This window comes from Pseudomonas sp. B14-6, from assembly GCF_013260315.1.
Taxonomy (GTDB): domain Bacteria; phylum Pseudomonadota; class Gammaproteobacteria; order Pseudomonadales; family Pseudomonadaceae; genus Aquipseudomonas; species Aquipseudomonas mandelii.
The window spans coordinates 1,188,865-1,205,680 of record NZ_CP053929.1 but is presented as its reverse complement, the minus strand read 5'-3'; the positions used below and the strand labels follow the sequence as shown (position 1 = coordinate 1,205,680).

The following is a 16,816-nucleotide window of genomic DNA, read 5'->3' as shown; positions in this document are numbered from 1 at the left end:
TTTAACGCAAAGGAAGCAAACAACATGGGACTGTTTGATTACAAAAATGCTGACGGCAAGGCGCTGTACAGCGACGCCATCGCCCTGACGCTGTATGCGTACACGCCAACCGGTCAGCCGCTGCCGGCCACCGCGTGGGCGCCAATTGGCGCCAAGCAACTGGGTTATCAAGGCAAGGTCGGCGCTCAGGGCACTTTCTATGGTGAGAAGGACGGCTTCACCAGCGCCGAAGCCGAAGTGCTCGGCAAGTACGACACGGCGGGCAAGCTGATCGGTATCGGCATTGCCTTCCGGGGCACCGGAGGCCTGGGGTACAGCGACACCTTCGGCGACATGAAGAACAACCTGCTGGCCGCCGTCGGCCCGGTGGATTACGCGACGAATTACGCGAAAAACGCCTTTGACAACTTGCTCAAGGACGTTGCCGCGTTTTCCATCGCCCATGGCCTGAACGCCAGGGATGTCATGGTCAGCGGCCATAGCCTCGGCGGGTTGGGGGTCAACAGCCTCGCCGAGTTGAGCGGCAACAACTGGGGCGGCTTCTACAAGGACGCCAACTACATCGCATTCGCCTCACCGACCCAGAGCGCCACCGGCAACAACGTGTTGAACATCGGCTACGAGAACGACCCGGTGTTCCGGGTGCTCGACGGCACCACGTTCAGCAGTGGGTCCTTGGGCAAGCACGACGGTCATCAGGATTCGGCCACCAACAACATCGTCAACTTCAACGACCAGTACGCGTCCACCGCGCAGAACCTGGTGCCGTTCAGCATCCTCAATCCGCTGAACTGGTCAGCCCATGGCTCGTTGGGCTATGCCGACGGTTTGAACCGGGTGATCGACTCGCGGTTCTACGACCTCACCGATAAGGACTCAACGCTGATCGTCTCGAACCTGACGGAGTCGTCCCGGGGCACCACCTGGGTCGAGGACCGCGGACGCAGCGGCGAACCCCACACCGGCAGCACCTTCATCATCGGCACCGACAGCGACGATTTGCTCAAGGGCGGTGCCGGCAATGACTTCATCGAAGGCCGCGACGGTAACGATCGCTTGCGCGACGACGGCGGCTACAACCTTCTGCTGGGCGGCAAGGGCAGCAACACCTTCGAATTGCAGAAGCCGTTGCAGAACTTCAGTTTTGCCAACAACGGCGACGGCACCCTGTACGTGCGCGATGCCTATGGTGGCATCAGCATGACCCGCGACATCGGTTCGCTGGTGAGCAAGGAGTCGGGTTCATGGTGGGGCAGCAAGGAGGTGACTTACAGCGTCACCGCCAATGGCTTGCTCAACGGCAGTGAATTGACCCACTACAACCACTCGCTCAACGGTGACGCCTACGGCAACACACTGGCGGCCAGCGTCGACGGCGATTGGTTGTTCGGTCATGCCGGCGACGACCTGCTGCGCAGCGACAAAAGCCAGGTGACCTTCGTCGGTGGCGCGGGCAACGACCTGATGCAGGCCTCGGGAGGCCACAACACTTTCCTGTTCAGCGGCGCCTTCGGTTTCGACGCGATCAATGGCTACCAGGGCAACGACAAGCTGGTGTTCCTCGGCGTTCAGGGCGCGGGGCAGGGTTATGACTACAAGCAACACGCTTCGCAGTCGGGCCATGACACGGTGCTGAAAGTGGGCGATTTTGCCGTCACGCTGGTGGGAGTAGGACTGGACAACCTGTCGGCTTCAGGCATCACGTTTGCGTAAAGGCTGCATCCACTAAATGCTCCGGGGCGCCTCGTGAATGAGGCGTCCTGGTTGTGAGCTATCTCTGACAATTCCAACAAAAGAGAGGCAATACCAATGGGTGTGTATGACTACAAAAACTTCGGCACAGCCGATTCCAAAGCGTTATTCACCGACGCGATGGCGATCACGCTGTATTCCTATCACAACCTCGACAATGGCTTTGCCACCGGCTACCAGCACAACGGCTTCGGCCTGGGCTTGCCGGTGACTTTGGTTACCGCGCTGCTGGGCGGCACCGATTCTCAAGGCGTGATCCCCGGCATTCCCTGGAACCCCGATTCGGAAAAAGCCGCCCTGGAGGCCGTGCAAAAAGCCGGCTGGACGCCCATCACGGCCTCGCAACTGGGTTATGACGGCAAGGTCGACGCTCGCGGAACGTTCTTCGGCGAGAAGGCCGGGTACACCAGCGCGCAGGTCGAAATCCTCGGCAAGTACGATGCTCAAGGCCATCTCAGCGAAATCGGCATCGCCTTTCGCGGCACCAGCGGCCCGCGGGAAATCTTGATCGGCGATTCCATCGGCGATGTGATCAACGATCTGCTGGCGGCGCTAGGTCCCAAGGATTATGCGAAAAACTATGTGGGCGAAGCCTTCGGCAATCTGCTCGGCGACGTCATGGCATTTGCCCAGGCCAATGGCCTGTCGGGCAAAAACGTGCTGGTCAGCGGCCACAGCCTCGGCGGGCTGGCGGTCAACAGCCTGGCGGACTTGAGCGCGGAGAAGTGGTCCGGGTTCTACCAGGATTCCAACTACATCGCCTACGCGTCCCCGACCCAGAGCAGCACCGACAAAGTGCTCAATGTCGGCTATGAGAACGACCCGGTGTTTCGGGCCCTCGACGGTTCATCCTTCAACCTGTCGTCGGTGGGTGTGCACGATGCCGCCAAGGCCTCGGCGACCGATAACATCGTCAGCTTCAACGATCACTACGCCTCGACCGCATGGAATGTGCTGCCGTTCTCCATCCTCAACATCCCGACCTGGATCTCGCACTTGCCGACCGCCTATGGCGACGGCATGAACCGGGTGATCGAATCGAAGTTCTACGACCTCACCAGCAAGGACTCGACGATCGTCGTCGCCAATCTCTCGGACCCGGCACGCGCCAATACCTGGGTTCAGGACCTCAATCGCAATGCCGAGACCCACAAGGGCAGTACCTTCATCATCGGCAGCGACGGTAACGACCTGATTCAGGGTGGCAAGGGTAACGACTACCTGGAGGGGCGTGACGGTAACGACACCTTCCGTGACGGTGGCGGCTACAATATCGTATTGGGTGGCAAGGGCAGCAACGTGCTGGACTTGCAGCAGTCGGTGAAAAATTTCAACTTTGCCAACGATGGTGCCGGTACCCTCTATGTTCGTGACGCCAATGGCGGTATCAGCATCACCCGAGACATCGGCAGTATTGTCACCAAGGAACCGGGGTTCTTGTGGGGGCTGTTCAAGGATGATGTGACGCACAGCGTGACGGCCAATGGACTTGCCGTCGGCAACAACCTGACGTCATACGCGTCATCGGTGAAGGGCGGCACGGGGGCCGATACGCTCAAGGCGCATACGACGGGCGATTGGTTGTTCGGTCTGGACGGCAACGATCATTTGATCGGCGGCCAGGGCAACGATGTGTTTGTGGGCGGGGCGGGGAATGACCTGATGGAATCGGGGGGCGGGATTGATACGTTCCTGTTCAGCGGTGCGTTTGGTCAGGACCGGGTGGTGGGGTATCAGGCAAACGACAAGCTGGTATTCCTCGGGGTTCAGGGGGTCGCGCCGAATGATGACTATCGGGCTCATGCCACGACGGTGGGGCAGGATACGGTGCTGACGTTTGGCGGGGATTCGGTGACGTTGGTGGGGGTTGGGCTGGACAGTTTGTCTGGCGCCGGGATCGTAATCGCCTGAGGGTGATGTGGCGCCGGTAAGGGCCTCTTCGCGGTCAAGCCTCGCTCCTGCAGGGTTGTGCGATTCCTTGTAGGAGCGAGGCTTGCCCGCGAAGAACGATAACGCGGTAAACCTGCCTGAGAACGTGACCCGACAGTCACCTGCGGACTCCAATACCTTGCAACAACAGGATTGAGTACTGGATCAGGAGATTACGCAACGTGAGTAACAGCAAGAAGCACCTCATCGGTCTGGCGCTGGCCCTGTTATCAGGAAGTGCCGCTGCGGAGTTGCCTCATAGCTCGATTTTGAGCCGCTATGGCATGACGCCAGATCAACTGCCCACACCGGCACCGTCGGAACCCGCCGACCCGCTGGTAGAAAAAAGCCGTTTCCAGCTCCAGCCGGAAGAGCCTTTTGTGACATTTCGCTCGGGGGAAAAGCAGCCGGAGATGACAGGCAACATCAGCATCGACCACGCGATGCAGCAGGATTACGAGCGCTGCCAGAAGATTCATGAAGAACTGAGGAGGCGGGGAGGGAAGTTCATCTCCTGCGATAACAGTACGCCGTGGATGCCGTAGATTTTCGGCCTCTTCGCGGGCCAGCCTCACATCGCACAACCCTGTAGGAGCGAGGCTTGCCCACGAAGAACGATAATGCGGTTCTCAGTCTTCCTCGCGGACCGTGGCCACATCTTTGGCATTGACCTTCACCTTCGCGCCGGAAATATCCTCAAACTCGTAAAACCCGTCCTTGGTCTTGGTTTTCGGCATGTCCTCGGTCAAATACTGGGTGCCGTTCTGCAGCGTCACCACCGTTGGCGTGGAGCAACCGGCCAGTGCCAGGAAGGCTGCCGCTGCCAAAGGCAAACCCAGAGTCTTGATATTCATACCCACCTCTCAAATGCGTGAAAAAAGCCGCTATGCCGGTTGGTGCCGTGGAACGGCAGAAAGTTCGATGGCCACCTGAAAATAGCCAAATAGCGCCGCCGCTTATCCTTTTCCGTTTGCACCGAACGCGCTGTAACTGGTATCTGTACGCATAACCAGTACTCGCTCGCCATGGCCCTTTTTTCCTGTGACTGAAAATCCTCTCGACGACCCGTTCTATTACTTGAACAACTTCATGCAAGTGCTTGATTGGCTTGAGCATCGTTATGCCGATGTGCTGAGCGTCGAGGAGCAAGCCTTCATCCGCGATTTTCGTCGGCAACCCCGCGAGTCCCGGGCGCTGCTGGTCAGGATGGTGATGCGCAAGGGCCTGCATTTCAGGGCCGGCAAATTGAGTTACGTCGAGATTGGCGACATTGCCAGTGCTGCCGAGCCATTGCTGGCGGCAGGCTGGATCTCTGCGCAATCGCCGCTACAGATCGAGGAACTGTTCGACGTTCTGCTCAAGGCCGAGATTCTTCACTGCTTCGGTGCCGCCATCGATCAACCCAAAGGCAAGAAGACCGAATGGCTGGCGACCCTGAGCGAGCAGTTCTGCGAGTCGCAGAGCTTCGCGCAATGGTGCCCGCAACTGAACGACCGGCTGTTCACGCTGACCATCATGGACCTGTGCGACCGCTTGCGGCTGATGTTCTTCGGCAACCTTTATCAGGACTGGTCAGAGTTCGTGCTGGCCGATCTCGGCATCTTTACCTACGAGAAAGTCGAATTCTGCGCCGAATCCCGGGGCTTGCGCAGCCGTGAAGACGTGGACGCCTGCCTGTTCCTGCACCACTGCCAGCAACGTTTCGAGGCCGGTGAAGAGGTGGCGGACATTGTCGAGCAGATCAACGAGGTGCTACTCGACAACCCTTGGCTGCAACGACGCCGGGGCAAGTTGCTGTTCCAGATTGGTCAGCATTGTGAACGCATGACGGATTTCTCCACGGCGCTGTCGATTTATCGCGATTGCGCCTACCCCGGCGCTCGGGTGCGTCTTATCCGTGTGCTCGAACGCTGTGGTGAATATCAGTTGGCCCTGCACCTGGCCACGCACGCGGAGCAATCGCCGGAAAGCGCCACCGAGCATCAGCATGTGCTGCGTGTGTTGCCCAGGTTGCGGCGCAAACTGGGCGGCCCGGCAATGAAGCGGCCATCGCCCCGGGAAATGCTGCGCCTGGACCTGCACTTGCCCAGGACCGATCCGGCGCTGTCGGTCGAATTTCATGTTCAGGCACACCTGGCGGAGGATTCGGCGCCGGTGCATTACGTCGAGAACAGTCTGATCAACTCGCTGTTCGGACTGTTGTGCTGGCCGGCGATCTTTGCGCCGTTGCCGGGGGCGTTTTTCCACCCGTTCCAGCGCGGGCCGGTGGACCTGCTCAACGAAGACTTCCATGCACGTCGGGCGGAGGTGTTTCAGGCCTGTCTCGCCGAACTCGATGACGGGCGTTATAGCCAGACCATCCGTGAGCGTTACGTCGCCAAGTGGGGCGTGCAGTCACCCTTTGTATTCTGGGGCGCGCTGAGCGAAGAACTGCTGGATCAGGCGCTTGACTGCCTGCCCGCCGAACACCTCAAGCACTGGTTCAATCGCCTGTTGCTGGACATCAAGGCCAACCGGGCCGGGATGCCCGACCTGATCCAGTTCTGGCCGCAGCACAAGACCTACCGCATGATCGAAGTCAAAGGCCCCGGCGATCGCCTGCAAGACAACCAGTTGCGCTGGCTGGAGTTCTGTCACGAACACCAGATGCCAATCGCCGTCTGCTACGTGCAATGGGCGGAGCAGAGCGCTTGAGTTACAGCATTGCGGTGCGGGCGCTGTGTGAATTCACCGCCAAGGTCGGCGACCTCGACCTGCGTTTCACGCCGTCGCCAACCGCGCTGGAAGGCATCGTCGGACACCGCACTGTCGCCTCGCGCCGAAGCGAGGGCTATCAAAGCGAAGTCGCCCTCGAAGGCCTGTATAAAACCTTGAAGGTCAAGGGCAGGGCGGACGGCTACGACCCGGCGCAAAACTGCCTGGAAGAAGTCAAAACCTATCGCGGCGACCTGAGCAAGCAACCGGCCAACCACCGGCAATTGCACTGGGCGCAAGCGAAGGTCTACGGATGGCTGATGTGCCAGAAGCTGGAACTGGCGCAGATCAATCTGGCGCTGGTGTACTTCGACATTGTCAGCGAAAAGGAAACCTGCCTGGTCGAGGTCTTCAGCGCCGGAGAGCTGCAGTCGTTCTTCGAGCATCATTGCGGGCTGTTCCTGCTGTGGGCCGAGCAGGAGATGGCCCATCGCGAAGCACGCAATCACGCGGCGCAGCAATTGGCGTTTCCCCATGCCGACTTTCGTCCGGGGCAACGGCACCTGGCAGAATCGGTATTCAAGGCGGTCAGCACCGGTCGTTGCCTGATGGCTCAGGCGCCAACCGGCATCGGCAAGACCGTGGGCACGCTGTTTCCGATGCTCAAGGCCCTGGCGCCGCAGCAGTTGGACAAAGTGTTCTTTCTGACGGCGAAAACGCCGGGGCGCAAACTGGCGCTGGATGCCGCGCAAGTCATCCTGGAGAGCGCCGATGCGCCGCCGATGCGGGTGCTGGAGATGATCGCCCGGGACAAGGCCTGCGAGCACCCGGACAAAGCCTGTCACGGAGAATCCTGCCCGTTGGCCCAGGGCTTTTACGACCGTTTGCCGGCCGCCCGCCAGGCCGCCAGCGAACTCAGCCTGCTGAATCAGGACGCCTTGCGCCGAGTGGCACTGGCGCATGAGGTCTGTCCGTATTACCTGAGCCAGGAAATGGCCCGCTGGGCCGATGTGGTGGTCGCCGACTACAACTACTATTTCGATTTCAGTGCGTTGCTGTTCGGCTTGTCTCAGGCCAATAACTGGAAAGTCGCGGTGTTGGTGGATGAGGCGCACAACCTGGTGGAACGCGGCCGGCAGATGTACAGCGCCACGCTCGATCAGTCGACCCTCAGCGGGGTACGAAAAACCGCACCGGACGCCCTGAAAAAACCGTTGCAGCGGGTCAAACGTGAGTGGAATGCCCTGCATAATCTGCAATTGGCGCCGTATCAGGCCTACGACAAGGCACCGGAAAAACTTCTCCTGGCGCTGTCGTCATGCAGCGCGAGCATCGGCGATTATCTCAACGATCATCCCCAAGGCCTGGACAGCGCCCTACAGAGTTTTTACTTCGACATGCTGCAGTTTTGCCGGGTGGCCGAACTCTTCGATGAACAGTTCCTGTTCGACATCAGCAAGCGCGACCTCGAACGTAAACAAAACCTGTCGCAACTGTGCCTGCGCAATGTGGTGCCGGCCGGTTTCATCCGCCCACGCCTGACGGCTGCGCGCAGCACCGTGCTGTTTTCGGCGACGCTGAGCCCTCGGCATTATTACGCGGACCTGCTGGGTACGCCGCCGGATACAGTGTGGATTGATGTCGAATCGCCGTTCCATGCCGACCAGTTGAAAGTGCACATCGTCAGCCAGATATCGACCCGATTCGTCCATCGCCAGGCGTCCCTCGAACCGATTGTCGAACTCATCGCCCGCCAATTCAGCCAACGCCCCGGCAACTACCTGGCATTTTTCAGCAGCTTCGATTATTTGCAGCAAGTGGCGCAGTTACTGGCCGAACGACATCCGCAGATCAGTTTGTGGTCGCAGTCCAGAGGCATGGCGGAAGGGCAGCGTCAGGCCTTTCTCGACCAGTTCACCGTGCACAGCCAGGGCGTCGGATTTGCAGTGCTCGGCGGAGCGTTCGGTGAAGGCATCGACTTGCCCGGCGCACGCCTGATCGGTGCATTCATTGCCACCCTGGGGCTGGCGCAACTCAATCCGGTCAACGAACAGATGAAGCATCGAATGGCGGCGATTTTCGGCGCCGGTTATGACTACACCTACTTGTATCCCGGCGTACAGAAAGTCGTGCAGGCGGCAGGAAGGGTGATCCGCACTCAGCAGGATCAAGGGGTGGTGATGTTGATCGATGACCGGTTCGGCGACAGCAAGGTCAAGCACTTGCTGCCGCGTTGGTGGTCGGTCGAACAGGCGCATTTGGCTTCTGGTGCGTAGGATTATTTACCTTTTAAAACAGGTACATATCTTGAAAGACAGACGTATTTGAACAAGCGGTGAAACAGCGCTTTATTCAAAGGGCAGGCAATCAATTTCAGCCGGCTCTTTGATAAGGAAATCAAGGCATGTCCTCCGCACCTAACTACACCTACACCACTGAACAAGTCAGCGCCGCGTTCAATGCCATCAAAACCACGCTGTTCCGCGGTATCACGGCCGAGGAAACGCCGAAAATCCTGGTGGTTGCCGGGCTTCAAGGCTCGGGTAAAACCTTCCTGCTGGAAAACACACTCCTGCCGACCAGGCGCTACGACAAGTATGTTCGTCTCTACCTGCCCGAATACCGGCAGAAACATCCTCAATACGCAGAGATGATCAAGCTCGGCGTGCTGCATGCCTATGAACATACCGAAGCTTTCGTACGAGAGCTTTGCGCCAAAATCTTCACCGAAGCCTTCACACTCAAATACAACATCATCATGGAGTGTGCGTTCGACAGCATCGATTTCGCGGCATTTCCACCACTCGCGACGGCGGCCGGCTATCAGTTCGAAACGCATATCGTTGGCTGCACGCTGGAGTTCGCTCACGTTTCGTGCATCAAAAGAGCCTTTAAAAGCCTGGAAAACCGCGAACTGGAAAGGTTTGTCACGCGATCGACACTGGAGAGCTCCATGAGGAATGAGCAAGCGGTGATCCTGGCCTTCGAAACCGCCTCGAAGGCGGTCGATCGTTCACAAATCACGGTGTATGAACGCGGGTTCGGGGCGCTGAAGGAACGCGTCTCGCGTGCTCATATCACCTACACCACAACCGCTTGCGTGACGCCCTCTACGACGCCAACGGCATACAGCGCCTATGAAAGCATCATCAATAATCATGTCCACACCCTGAGTGAGCGTGACGAGATAGTTAAAGAATGCCACTTGGCGTTACTCAACACCCAGACTTACGCCCAGGTTGTTCCTGACTTCGTTTACAACGACCTGTACGCCTACATCGTCAAATACGTGAGCCGGTAAGCAGGCGAACCCACTCGGCGGCAAAGCGATGACAGTCTCCCGGCCAGCGCGCGGTCAACAACAGTCCATCACGGACGACGAACCCGCGTTGTGGCTGGTCCGCCGAATCACGCACCGCGAGGACGGGCCCGCGCAGGAAATCCGTCGGGCTGGACAGGGCGGCCGTGACTTCCGCTTCGACGGTTTGGGTATAGGTCCGGTAGTAGCGTCCGAACCAGGCGGCGGTGATTGCCCAGGCAGGCAGCTCCATGGTGTTGGCGACCAGGGCGGTGACCTTGCGTCCCTGCAACACCGAACGTCCGGTATCGGGGTCGAGGGTTCGGGCAAGCAACAGTACGCCGTGGCAGACCGCTGCCACGGGTTTGTCTGTCTTGAAAAAGTGCAGGGCGATCCGTCGCGCCTGCTCGGACTCCAACAGGCTGCGCATGCCCTTGGCATGCCCGCCGGGAATCAGCAGTCCTTGGAACTCGCTGGGGTCCACATCGTCATAGTTCAGCGGTCGGCGAAAGGAGGGGTCTTCGATCATCCGGGCGTAGCTGGCCAGGTCGGCCTTGCGCGTCATCAGCAGCGGGTTCAACGGGCCGAAACCGATGTCCACCAGACGCGAATCGGCGTAGGCGGGCAATCCCTCGGGCGACGCAAAGCGCACCTCGATGCCGGCCTGACGCATGGCCTGCCATGGAACGCTGCTCTCTGTGGGATCGTAGTCGGAAGTGGGCAACAGAATCAGGATCATCGGGGCGCCTTGGAACCGCCAGGAATGGCGTTTGGCATCGAGAATAGGCGGAGTGAACGCTATGCTCCAGTGCACAACCGTTTTCTGGCTTACCAAACCCACGGTTTGACGCATACTTCGCAAAACAACAGTCACGGGTGTGATCGATGAGTGATAACCAGTCCAAAACCAACGCCATCGAGGAAATGCGCTTTCGCCTGCTGATTGATGCGGTGGTGGACTATGCGATCTACATGATTGACCCCGATGGCATCATCACCAGCTGGAACGCTGGCGCCAAACGTTTCAAGGGGTATGAGGAGAAGGAGATCCTCGGACAGCATTTTTCGCGCTTTTATACCGAAGAAGACCGCAGTGCCGGTCTACCCCAGCGCGCGCTGGATACGGCGATTCGCGAAGGACGGTTCGAGGGTGAAGGCTGGCGGGTTCGCAAGGACGGAACACACTTCTGGTGCCATGTGGTGATCGATCCGATTCGCGACCCGGCAGGCAATCTATTGGGATTTGCCAAGATCACCCGGGACCTCACCGACCGCAAAATGGCCGAAGAGACGCTCAAGCAAAGCGAGCAGCAGTTTCGTTTGCTGGTTCAAAGCGTGACTGACTACGCCATCTATATGCTCGCCCCGGATGGACGCTTGACCAACTGGAATCAAGGCGCCCAGCGCATCAAAGGCTACCGACCCGAAGAAGTCATCGGTCAGCATTTTTCACTCTTCTATACCCCCGAAGACCGTGAAGCCGGGGAGCCCCAACGTGCGTTGGAGACGGCTATGCGGGAAGGGCGCTTTGAAAACAGGGCCTGGCGCGTGCGCAAGGACGGCACGCGGTTCTTTGCCCATGTGGTGGTCGATCCGATCTGGGGCGATACGGGCACGTTGCTGGGCTTTGCCAAAATTACCCGGGACATCACCGAGGCCACACAAGCACAGAAGGTTCTGGAACAAACCCGTGAAGCACTGTTCCAGGCGCAGAAGATGCAGGCCATCGGCCAACTCAGTGGCGGGATCGCCCACGATTTCAATAATCTGCTGACCGTTATCCTTGGCAACCTGGAAATCGTCCGTAAACGCGTGGGAGATAATCCGAAAGTCACTCGATTGGTCGACAACGCCACCCAAGGTGCCCTGTGTGGGGTGTCCCTGACTCAACGCATGCTGGCGTTCGCCAGACGTCAGGAACTCAAGTCCGAATCCGTCGAAATACCCGCGCTGGTGGAAGGAATCAGCGGCCTGCTGCGCAGCTCCCTCGGGCCTTCTGTACAGCTCGAAACCCGTTTTTCCCCCGACCTCGTTCCGGTCATGGCCGATGTCAATCAGCTCGAACTGGCCGTGCTGAACCTCGCCACCAATGCCCGGGACGCGATGCCCAACGGCGGAAAAATCGTCATCAGTACCCGGACGGAAGACGTCTGCGACCAATCGACACTATTGCCGGAGCCCGGACGCTATGTTTGCCTGAGTGTTGCCGATAACGGGGAGGGCATGGATGAGGTCACCCTGGCGTCGGCCATGGACCCGTTTTTCACCACCAAAGGGGTGGGCAAAGGCACGGGGCTGGGGTTGTCGATGATCCATGGCTTCATAGAACAACTGGGCGGGCGATTCATTCTCAAGAGTCAGAAGGACATCGGCACTGTCGCCGAACTGTGGATACCCGCCGCGACCACCGCTGCGCTCAATCATCCCGCCGAATCGGAAGTGGCCGCTCCGCCAGTGGCTCAGTTGTGCGTCATGGTCGTGGACGATGACAGCCTGGTGCTGACCAGCACCGGCCTGTTGCTTGAGGACCTCGGCCATCGGGTGATCAGTGCGGTGTCCGGTGCCCAAGCGCTTGAGCTGTTCGAACGCGAGCAGCATGTTGACCTGGTCATTACCGACATGGCCATGCCACAAATGAACGGTGAGCAGTTGGCCAATGCCATCCGGGCGTTGAAGCCGGACGTACCGATCATTCTTGCCACGGGTTATGCCGAGCGCCTTGAAGGCTTCGCGACCACACTCCCTCGCTTGTCCAAACCGTATACCCAACTCAATTTGGTCGAGGTGATTGCGCTGGCCATGAAGTAACGGGCGTCGTGCTCAGCCTTTCACGTTCTTCTTGAAACCGCGCAAGTTCATGGCACACAGGCAAAACTGCAACACGATCAATGCGTAGGCGTGGGTGTGGTAGCCCCAAATCACCCACAAGAGATTGCTGACGATAAAGCAGCTGAAGCCCCACACCCTGCGCGAGGGTGATTGCGAGCCGATCAACCACGCCGCCAATACCGTGACCAGCATCGCCGGCCATTGCACCCAATCGAGAGTGTCCATCCGCAATCCTTGAAGTCAGCCTGTGTATTTTGAAGGACCACGGCAGCGAAATAGCGTTCGAGCGAGGCGCATTAAATTCGGCTGAACTTTGCCGGGACAGTTTTCGTCATAACGCTTTCCCAGTCCTTGTGTAATTTCCGTGCCCAGAATACTGACCGAACCTACCGCCGAAGAAGCCTTGTCCGAACACAACGCCAAAATGTTCGGCTCGCCCAAGGAGCGTCTGGATTTCTACCGTCGGGAAATCCAGTACGAAACCAGCATCCTCGCCAATCGAACCGACGCTTACCTGGCCGCGCAGTCGTTCCTGGTGATTGCCTTTGCTTCCTGCATGGCCAACCTCAATCCCGAATGGGGAAAACTCTTCACCCTGGTGGTGCCGCCGTTCCTCGCGCTGCTGGGTTTACTGAGCTCGCTGAACGCCTGGCCGGGCATTCGTGCGGCCTACGACATCATCGACCACTGGCACTTCAAGCAAAGTGAGCTGTTGCGCAGCGAGCCATTGATGGGGCTGGCGTACGATGAATCCCCGCTGTTCAGTGAGATGGAATCGTCCCACAAGGGCTACCGCAAATCGCTGCTGTTTTCCGTGCGGACGCCGTGGATTTTCGCGACGTTCTGGGTGTTGCTGGGCACTTATGCGGTTTACATCCAGGTCACCAATCCCGGTGGCTGAATCGCAGACTAAAAAGCCCGGCATTTGCCGGGCTCTCTGACATCGACTACCAAATCAAGCCGCCAGATTGGACGCGCTCATTTCTTTCTTGTACTGAGCCTTGAGCGTTTCCATTTGCGCGCCCAATTCTTCCAGGGTGGCCTTGCCCAGCAGTTTTTTCGTCTGAGGGAACATTTCGGTTTCCTCTTCTTCGATGTGGTGTTCCAGCAGCTCCTTGACCACTTTCACCCGACCCGCGAATTCTGGGGTGGAAGGGTCGGTGACTTTCAGGTCCGGCAACACCAGGGAATCCACTGTGCGGTTTTCTTCCTTGGCTTCGTAGTACATAACGTCCTGTTCCTTGCCACCGGCTTTTTTGTACGCCGGGTACAAGACTTCTTCTTCGAGCCGGGTATGGATGGTGATCTCCATTTCGAGCTTGGCCAGCAACTCGGTGCGTTTTTTGACACCCCGTTCGGTGGACTCGCTTAACTGAGTCAGGATGCCTTTTACGCGTTCATGGTCGGCTTTCAACAGGTCGATGGCGTTCATGGTCGAATCTCTCAAATAGTCACGGAATAGGCGCAAACGGTCTCATGGCCGTAGGTCGCTTTTACACTGGGAGCATTTGTCGTGCCGATTTCACCGCCATGAGTAAAGCTATATAAAACAATTGGTTAAAAGATTTGATGGCGAATTGAGGTCGTGCAGGCTGCATGAGTCTGGAATTTGACTCATGCAGTTCGCGGCGCGAATTCACTCGTCGAAAAATGTGAATTGTCGGTGTTACCGTCGATCAGATTCGCCGCATCCTGACACCGGGTTCAAGGGATGTTCCGCTGACGGAGAGCGTGGAAACTGATGCGATAGCCGAAGGCGAATTCGCCAGCGGCTATATGGAGTGCGTCAGGGCTGATGCCCCGGGGTTTTTCAGGATCAAACCCGGTCTTCAAGCTGCTGGCGCAACCGGTGGGCGTTATTCACGGACATCGGGATCGGTGGGAAGTCCGCGTTGAGCAAACGCAGGTGCTCAATCGCTTCCTGAAACTTCAAATCAGCCTTCCTGCGCATCGCCCTGTAATGCTCGAACCGTTCCAGGTCCATGTCGCCGTCCTCAAGCATCTCGAAAGCGCTTCGGCTCAACGCCTGGGCGTCTTCGAACATCTGGCGATTGCATTCCAGGGCAAACGCCCGGCAGGCTTTGATTTGATCGGGAGTTGAATAGTGAACCATGACCGGCACCTTACTTTTTTCGAGGTCCCTTTTAATAGGCATCTTTGCCACAGTGGAACCGAACCTGTCGGGTTCCGCCGTATAAAAGAAAACAGGCGGAATTAAGATTGTGACTGTCGAGTTGCACAGGGATTTCAAATTCTTCGAGGCGAAAATTCGTTTGATTCAACCTGTAAACACGCAGGCAAAAATCAAATAATTCGTTTCTTGCGCCGTTCATAGCGGGCGAGGGTGGGTTGCGTGCTGATGCCGTGGATCAAAATGCTCAACGCGACCACGGACAAGGTCAGGTCCATGCACAGCGTCGACACCGACTGACCCAGCCCGTGATTCAAGGCGTAGAACAAGTAATACAGGCTGCCGATGCCACGGATGCCAAACCAGCCGATCAACATTCGCTGGCGCCAATCGAGCAATCGGCCCCACGGCATCACGGCGACACTCAAAGGGCGAACCAGAAAAAACAACACCCCGCCGACGAGCAGGGCGCGCCAGTCCCAGTGAGCGATCACCACGACGCCGAGCAGTGTCACCAGAAACACTTCCATCGCCCGCTCCACGAGGCTGCCAAAGGCGAGCATGTCACCCATCATGATGCCCGCGGCGACCTGGGTGTCTTCAAGGTTGTCGGTATCGCCATGCACCGCGTGTTGTGGTTCGACGTTCTGGTGACCGACCACCGGCTGGACCAGATGCTCGGCAGGGGTTTCGTCGTTGCCCGTGGAGCTGACTTCTTCCTGGCGCAATCCGAGGCCGGCGGCGAACACCGACAGAAACCCATAGGCGTGGATAGACTCGGCCCCGACATACGCCAGGGCAATCAAAGCAAGGGCCAGGTAATCGTTCGGAGACAGCGTGCTGTCATCGTTCTTGATCCGCAGCGCCAAGGTCAGGCGCCCGATGCCGCGTCCCATCCAGTACCCCGTCAGAAAACCGGCCGGAACCGCCCAGATCAGACTGCGCAGCACCCAGTCGCCCAACCAGCCGGGGTTACCCTCGTGTTGCAGCAGGAGCAGGCCAAGGATCACGAACGGAAACGCGATCCCGTCATTGAGCCCGGCCTCACCGGAGAGGCCGAAGCGCACGCTGTCGTCATCCCGCGCGTCGTTGACCTGGACCAGCGCGGCGAGCACCGGATCGGTGGGGGCCAGGATCGAGCCGATCAGCACAGACGCGCCCCATGACAATTGCAATGCGTAATGCAGCAACAAGCAGACGCCGACAATGGTCAGCAGCATCACCGGGCCGGCCAGGCCGACCGCAATCCGCCAGTTTTTATGCTTGAGGGGCGAGCGCAATTTCAGGCCGCAGACAAACAGCGAAAAGAGCACCGCGACTTCCGTCAGATGCTCCATCCAGATCGAAGCGTCAGCGGTGTCCAGTTTCAACAGCCCGAACCCGGCCGGGCCGATGGCGGCGCCCAGCACCAGGCACACCGCCGACGTGGTCACTGGCATCCATCGCAGGTAGGACGAGGTCAGCGCCAGCGTCAGGAGTACAGCACCCAACACGGCCACCCATAAAATGAAACTCATGCTCGGTTCTCGCTGGGGGTGGACCGCGTTTGTTGGCCTTTGCGGATCAACCGACCGTGGCGCGCAGGTATTCAGGCGTCAGCACGTTGAACCACAGCAGAATCATCTCTACCAGAATAGTCACCAATACCAGGAGCCCGACGCCCCAGACGCACGCCGCATTCAGCAGGCCTTGTTCCTTGCGCTCGTGCATGAACGTCGGCAGGCCGACGAACAGCAAAAACGTCGAATAAGCCGAAGCAGCCATCAACACAATGATTGCCAGCCAGCGACTCGGGTACAGCCCGGCAATCCCCGCCAGGAAAAACGGCGTCGCGGTATACGCCGCAAAACCGATGCATTGATTGATGGTCGGACGCGCGTCGAAGGTGCGCGACATCCAGCGGATGAATCCCCCCATCAACGCCACGCCGGCGATGATGGTGACGTACAGCAGCACGCAGAGCTGCAACGCACTTTGAGTACTGAGTTTGACGGTTTCGTTCTCGGCCAGGCTCCAGCCGACATAGGTGGTGCCGATGAACAGGCAGACGGCGGGGATCAAGGCGAGCAGCAGCAAATGCGCGAGGTAATGGCGCGGATGTGCTTCCTCCTCCCGGCGAATATCCGTCCAGGCGAAATTGGGCTGGGTGAACAGTTTGACGATAGGTGCGGACATGACGACCT

General features: G+C 58.6%; 15 protein-coding genes. 8 read left to right on the top strand and 7 right to left on the bottom strand.

What is annotated here, in order from left to right:
- The first annotated feature begins 24 nt into the window (after positions 1–24).
- The 3 genes from HP062_RS05500 (at position 25) to HP062_RS05490 (ending at position 4,226) form a co-directional block, all read left to right on the top strand.
- On the top strand, positions 25–1,713 hold the full coding sequence (locus HP062_RS05500; protein WP_172791020.1) for a polyurethanase: 1,689 nt from the start codon (positions 25–27) through the stop codon (positions 1,711–1,713).
- 96 nt (positions 1,714–1,809) lie between these two features.
- On the top strand, positions 1,810–3,663 hold the full coding sequence (locus tag HP062_RS05495; protein ID WP_172791019.1) for a polyurethanase: 1,854 nt from the start codon (positions 1,810–1,812) through the stop codon (positions 3,661–3,663).
- 200 nt (positions 3,664–3,863) lie between these two features.
- A complete protein-coding gene (locus HP062_RS05490; RefSeq protein ID WP_010460382.1) occupies positions 3,864–4,226 on the top strand; it encodes a hypothetical protein in 363 nt (120 codons plus the stop codon).
- A gap of 84 nt (positions 4,227–4,310) precedes the next feature.
- Here the strand turns inward: HP062_RS05490 and HP062_RS05485 are convergent, their stop codons facing one another.
- Positions 4,311–4,535 carry a YgdI/YgdR family lipoprotein gene (locus tag HP062_RS05485; RefSeq protein WP_010460381.1) on the bottom strand — a complete coding sequence of 75 codons (225 nt, stop codon included), beginning with the start codon at positions 4,533–4,535 and terminating at the stop codon, positions 4,311–4,313.
- Between the two features lie 235 nt (positions 4,536–4,770).
- Between HP062_RS05485 and HP062_RS05480 the strand changes: the two genes are divergently transcribed.
- The 3 genes from HP062_RS05480 (at position 4,771) to HP062_RS05470 (ending at position 9,676) form a co-directional block, all read left to right on the top strand.
- Positions 4,771–6,375 carry a VRR-NUC domain-containing protein gene (locus tag HP062_RS05480; protein ID WP_245006838.1) on the top strand — a complete coding sequence of 535 codons (1,605 nt, stop codon included), beginning with the start codon at positions 4,771–4,773 and terminating at the stop codon, positions 6,373–6,375.
- Positions 6,372–8,651, top strand: a complete 2,280-nt coding sequence (locus HP062_RS05475) for an ATP-dependent DNA helicase (RefSeq protein WP_172791017.1) — start codon at positions 6,372–6,374, stop codon at positions 8,649–8,651. The genes HP062_RS05480 and HP062_RS05475 overlap by 4 nt, the downstream gene beginning before the upstream one ends.
- Positions 8,652–8,779: 128 nt before the next feature.
- On the top strand, positions 8,780–9,676 hold the full coding sequence (locus tag HP062_RS05470; protein ID WP_172791016.1) for a zeta toxin family protein: 897 nt from the start codon (positions 8,780–8,782) through the stop codon (positions 9,674–9,676).
- On the opposite strand, the gene HP062_RS05465 is transcribed toward HP062_RS05470, so the two are convergent.
- Entirely contained in the window at positions 9,657–10,412 is a 756-nt protein-coding gene (locus tag HP062_RS05465; protein ID WP_172791015.1) for a DJ-1/PfpI family protein, read from the bottom strand. The genes HP062_RS05470 and HP062_RS05465 overlap by 20 nt on opposite strands.
- 146 nt (positions 10,413–10,558) lie before the next feature.
- Here HP062_RS05465 and HP062_RS05460 point away from each other — a divergent pair, with 146 nt between their 5' ends.
- A complete protein-coding gene (locus HP062_RS05460) occupies positions 10,559–12,481 on the top strand; it encodes a PAS domain-containing sensor histidine kinase (protein ID WP_172791014.1) in 1,923 nt (640 codons plus the stop codon).
- Positions 12,482–12,493: 12 nt separating this feature from the next.
- Here HP062_RS05460 and HP062_RS05455 read toward each other — a convergent pair whose 3' ends face one another.
- Positions 12,494–12,727, bottom strand: coding sequence for a hypothetical protein (locus tag HP062_RS05455; RefSeq protein ID WP_010460369.1), 234 nt, complete (start codon positions 12,725–12,727; stop codon positions 12,494–12,496).
- Between the two features lie 139 nt (positions 12,728–12,866).
- On the opposite strand from HP062_RS05455, the gene HP062_RS05450 reads away from it, so the two are divergent.
- Positions 12,867–13,403 (top strand): hypothetical protein, encoded by a 537-nt coding sequence (locus HP062_RS05450; protein WP_010460367.1) that lies wholly within the window; start codon positions 12,867–12,869, stop codon positions 13,401–13,403.
- 54 nt (positions 13,404–13,457) lie between these two features.
- Here the strand turns inward: HP062_RS05450 and HP062_RS05445 are convergent, their stop codons facing one another.
- The 4 genes from HP062_RS05445 to HP062_RS05430 all read right to left on the bottom strand — a co-directional run bounded on the left by HP062_RS05445 (position 13,458) and on the right by HP062_RS05430 (position 16,808).
- Positions 13,458–13,934 carry a hemerythrin domain-containing protein gene (locus HP062_RS05445; RefSeq protein WP_172791013.1) on the bottom strand — a complete coding sequence of 159 codons (477 nt, stop codon included), beginning with the start codon at positions 13,932–13,934 and terminating at the stop codon, positions 13,458–13,460.
- A gap of 384 nt (positions 13,935–14,318) precedes the next feature.
- Complete coding sequence (locus HP062_RS05440; RefSeq protein WP_010460363.1) at positions 14,319–14,615, bottom strand: hypothetical protein; 297 nt, start codon at positions 14,613–14,615, stop codon at positions 14,319–14,321.
- A 191-nt stretch (positions 14,616–14,806) separates the two neighbouring features.
- Positions 14,807–16,150, bottom strand: coding sequence for a sodium:proton antiporter (locus HP062_RS05435; protein ID WP_172791012.1), 1,344 nt, complete (start codon positions 16,148–16,150; stop codon positions 14,807–14,809).
- A gap of 46 nt (positions 16,151–16,196) precedes the next feature.
- The gene (locus tag HP062_RS05430) at positions 16,197–16,808 is read right to left on the bottom strand and encodes a Yip1 family protein (protein ID WP_010460359.1); all 612 of its coding nucleotides are present in this window, start codon (positions 16,806–16,808) and stop codon (positions 16,197–16,199) included.
- Between the last annotated feature and the right edge of the window lie 8 nt (positions 16,809–16,816).

What these genes read in the sequence shown, in the direction of transcription:
- HP062_RS05445 (WP_172791013.1), bottom strand. Translation starts at nt 13,934, where the DNA reads ATGAACGCCATCGACCTGTTGAAAGCCGACCATGAACGCGTAAAAGGC.
- HP062_RS05440 (WP_010460363.1), bottom strand. Translation starts at nt 14,615, where the DNA reads ATGGTTCACTATTCAACTCCCGATCAAATCAAAGCCTGCCGGGCGTTT.
- HP062_RS05465 (WP_172791015.1), bottom strand. Translation starts at nt 10,412, where the DNA reads ATGATCCTGATTCTGTTGCCCACTTCCGACTACGATCCCACAGAGAGC.
- HP062_RS05455 (WP_010460369.1), bottom strand. Translation starts at nt 12,727, where the DNA reads ATGGACACTCTCGATTGGGTGCAATGGCCGGCGATGCTGGTCACGGTA.
- HP062_RS05485 (WP_010460381.1), bottom strand. Translation starts at nt 4,535, where the DNA reads ATGAATATCAAGACTCTGGGTTTGCCTTTGGCAGCGGCAGCCTTCCTG.
- HP062_RS05480 (WP_245006838.1), top strand. Translation starts at nt 4,771, where the DNA reads ATGCAAGTGCTTGATTGGCTTGAGCATCGTTATGCCGATGTGCTGAGC.
- HP062_RS05460 (WP_172791014.1), top strand. Translation starts at nt 10,559, where the DNA reads ATGAGTGATAACCAGTCCAAAACCAACGCCATCGAGGAAATGCGCTTT.
- HP062_RS05500 (WP_172791020.1), top strand. Translation starts at nt 25, where the DNA reads ATGGGACTGTTTGATTACAAAAATGCTGACGGCAAGGCGCTGTACAGC.
- HP062_RS05495 (WP_172791019.1), top strand. Translation starts at nt 1,810, where the DNA reads ATGGGTGTGTATGACTACAAAAACTTCGGCACAGCCGATTCCAAAGCG.
- HP062_RS05430 (WP_010460359.1), bottom strand. Translation starts at nt 16,808, where the DNA reads ATGTCCGCACCTATCGTCAAACTGTTCACCCAGCCCAATTTCGCCTGG.
- HP062_RS05470 (WP_172791016.1), top strand. Translation starts at nt 8,780, where the DNA reads ATGTCCTCCGCACCTAACTACACCTACACCACTGAACAAGTCAGCGCC.
- HP062_RS05435 (WP_172791012.1), bottom strand. Translation starts at nt 16,150, where the DNA reads ATGAGTTTCATTTTATGGGTGGCCGTGTTGGGTGCTGTACTCCTGACG.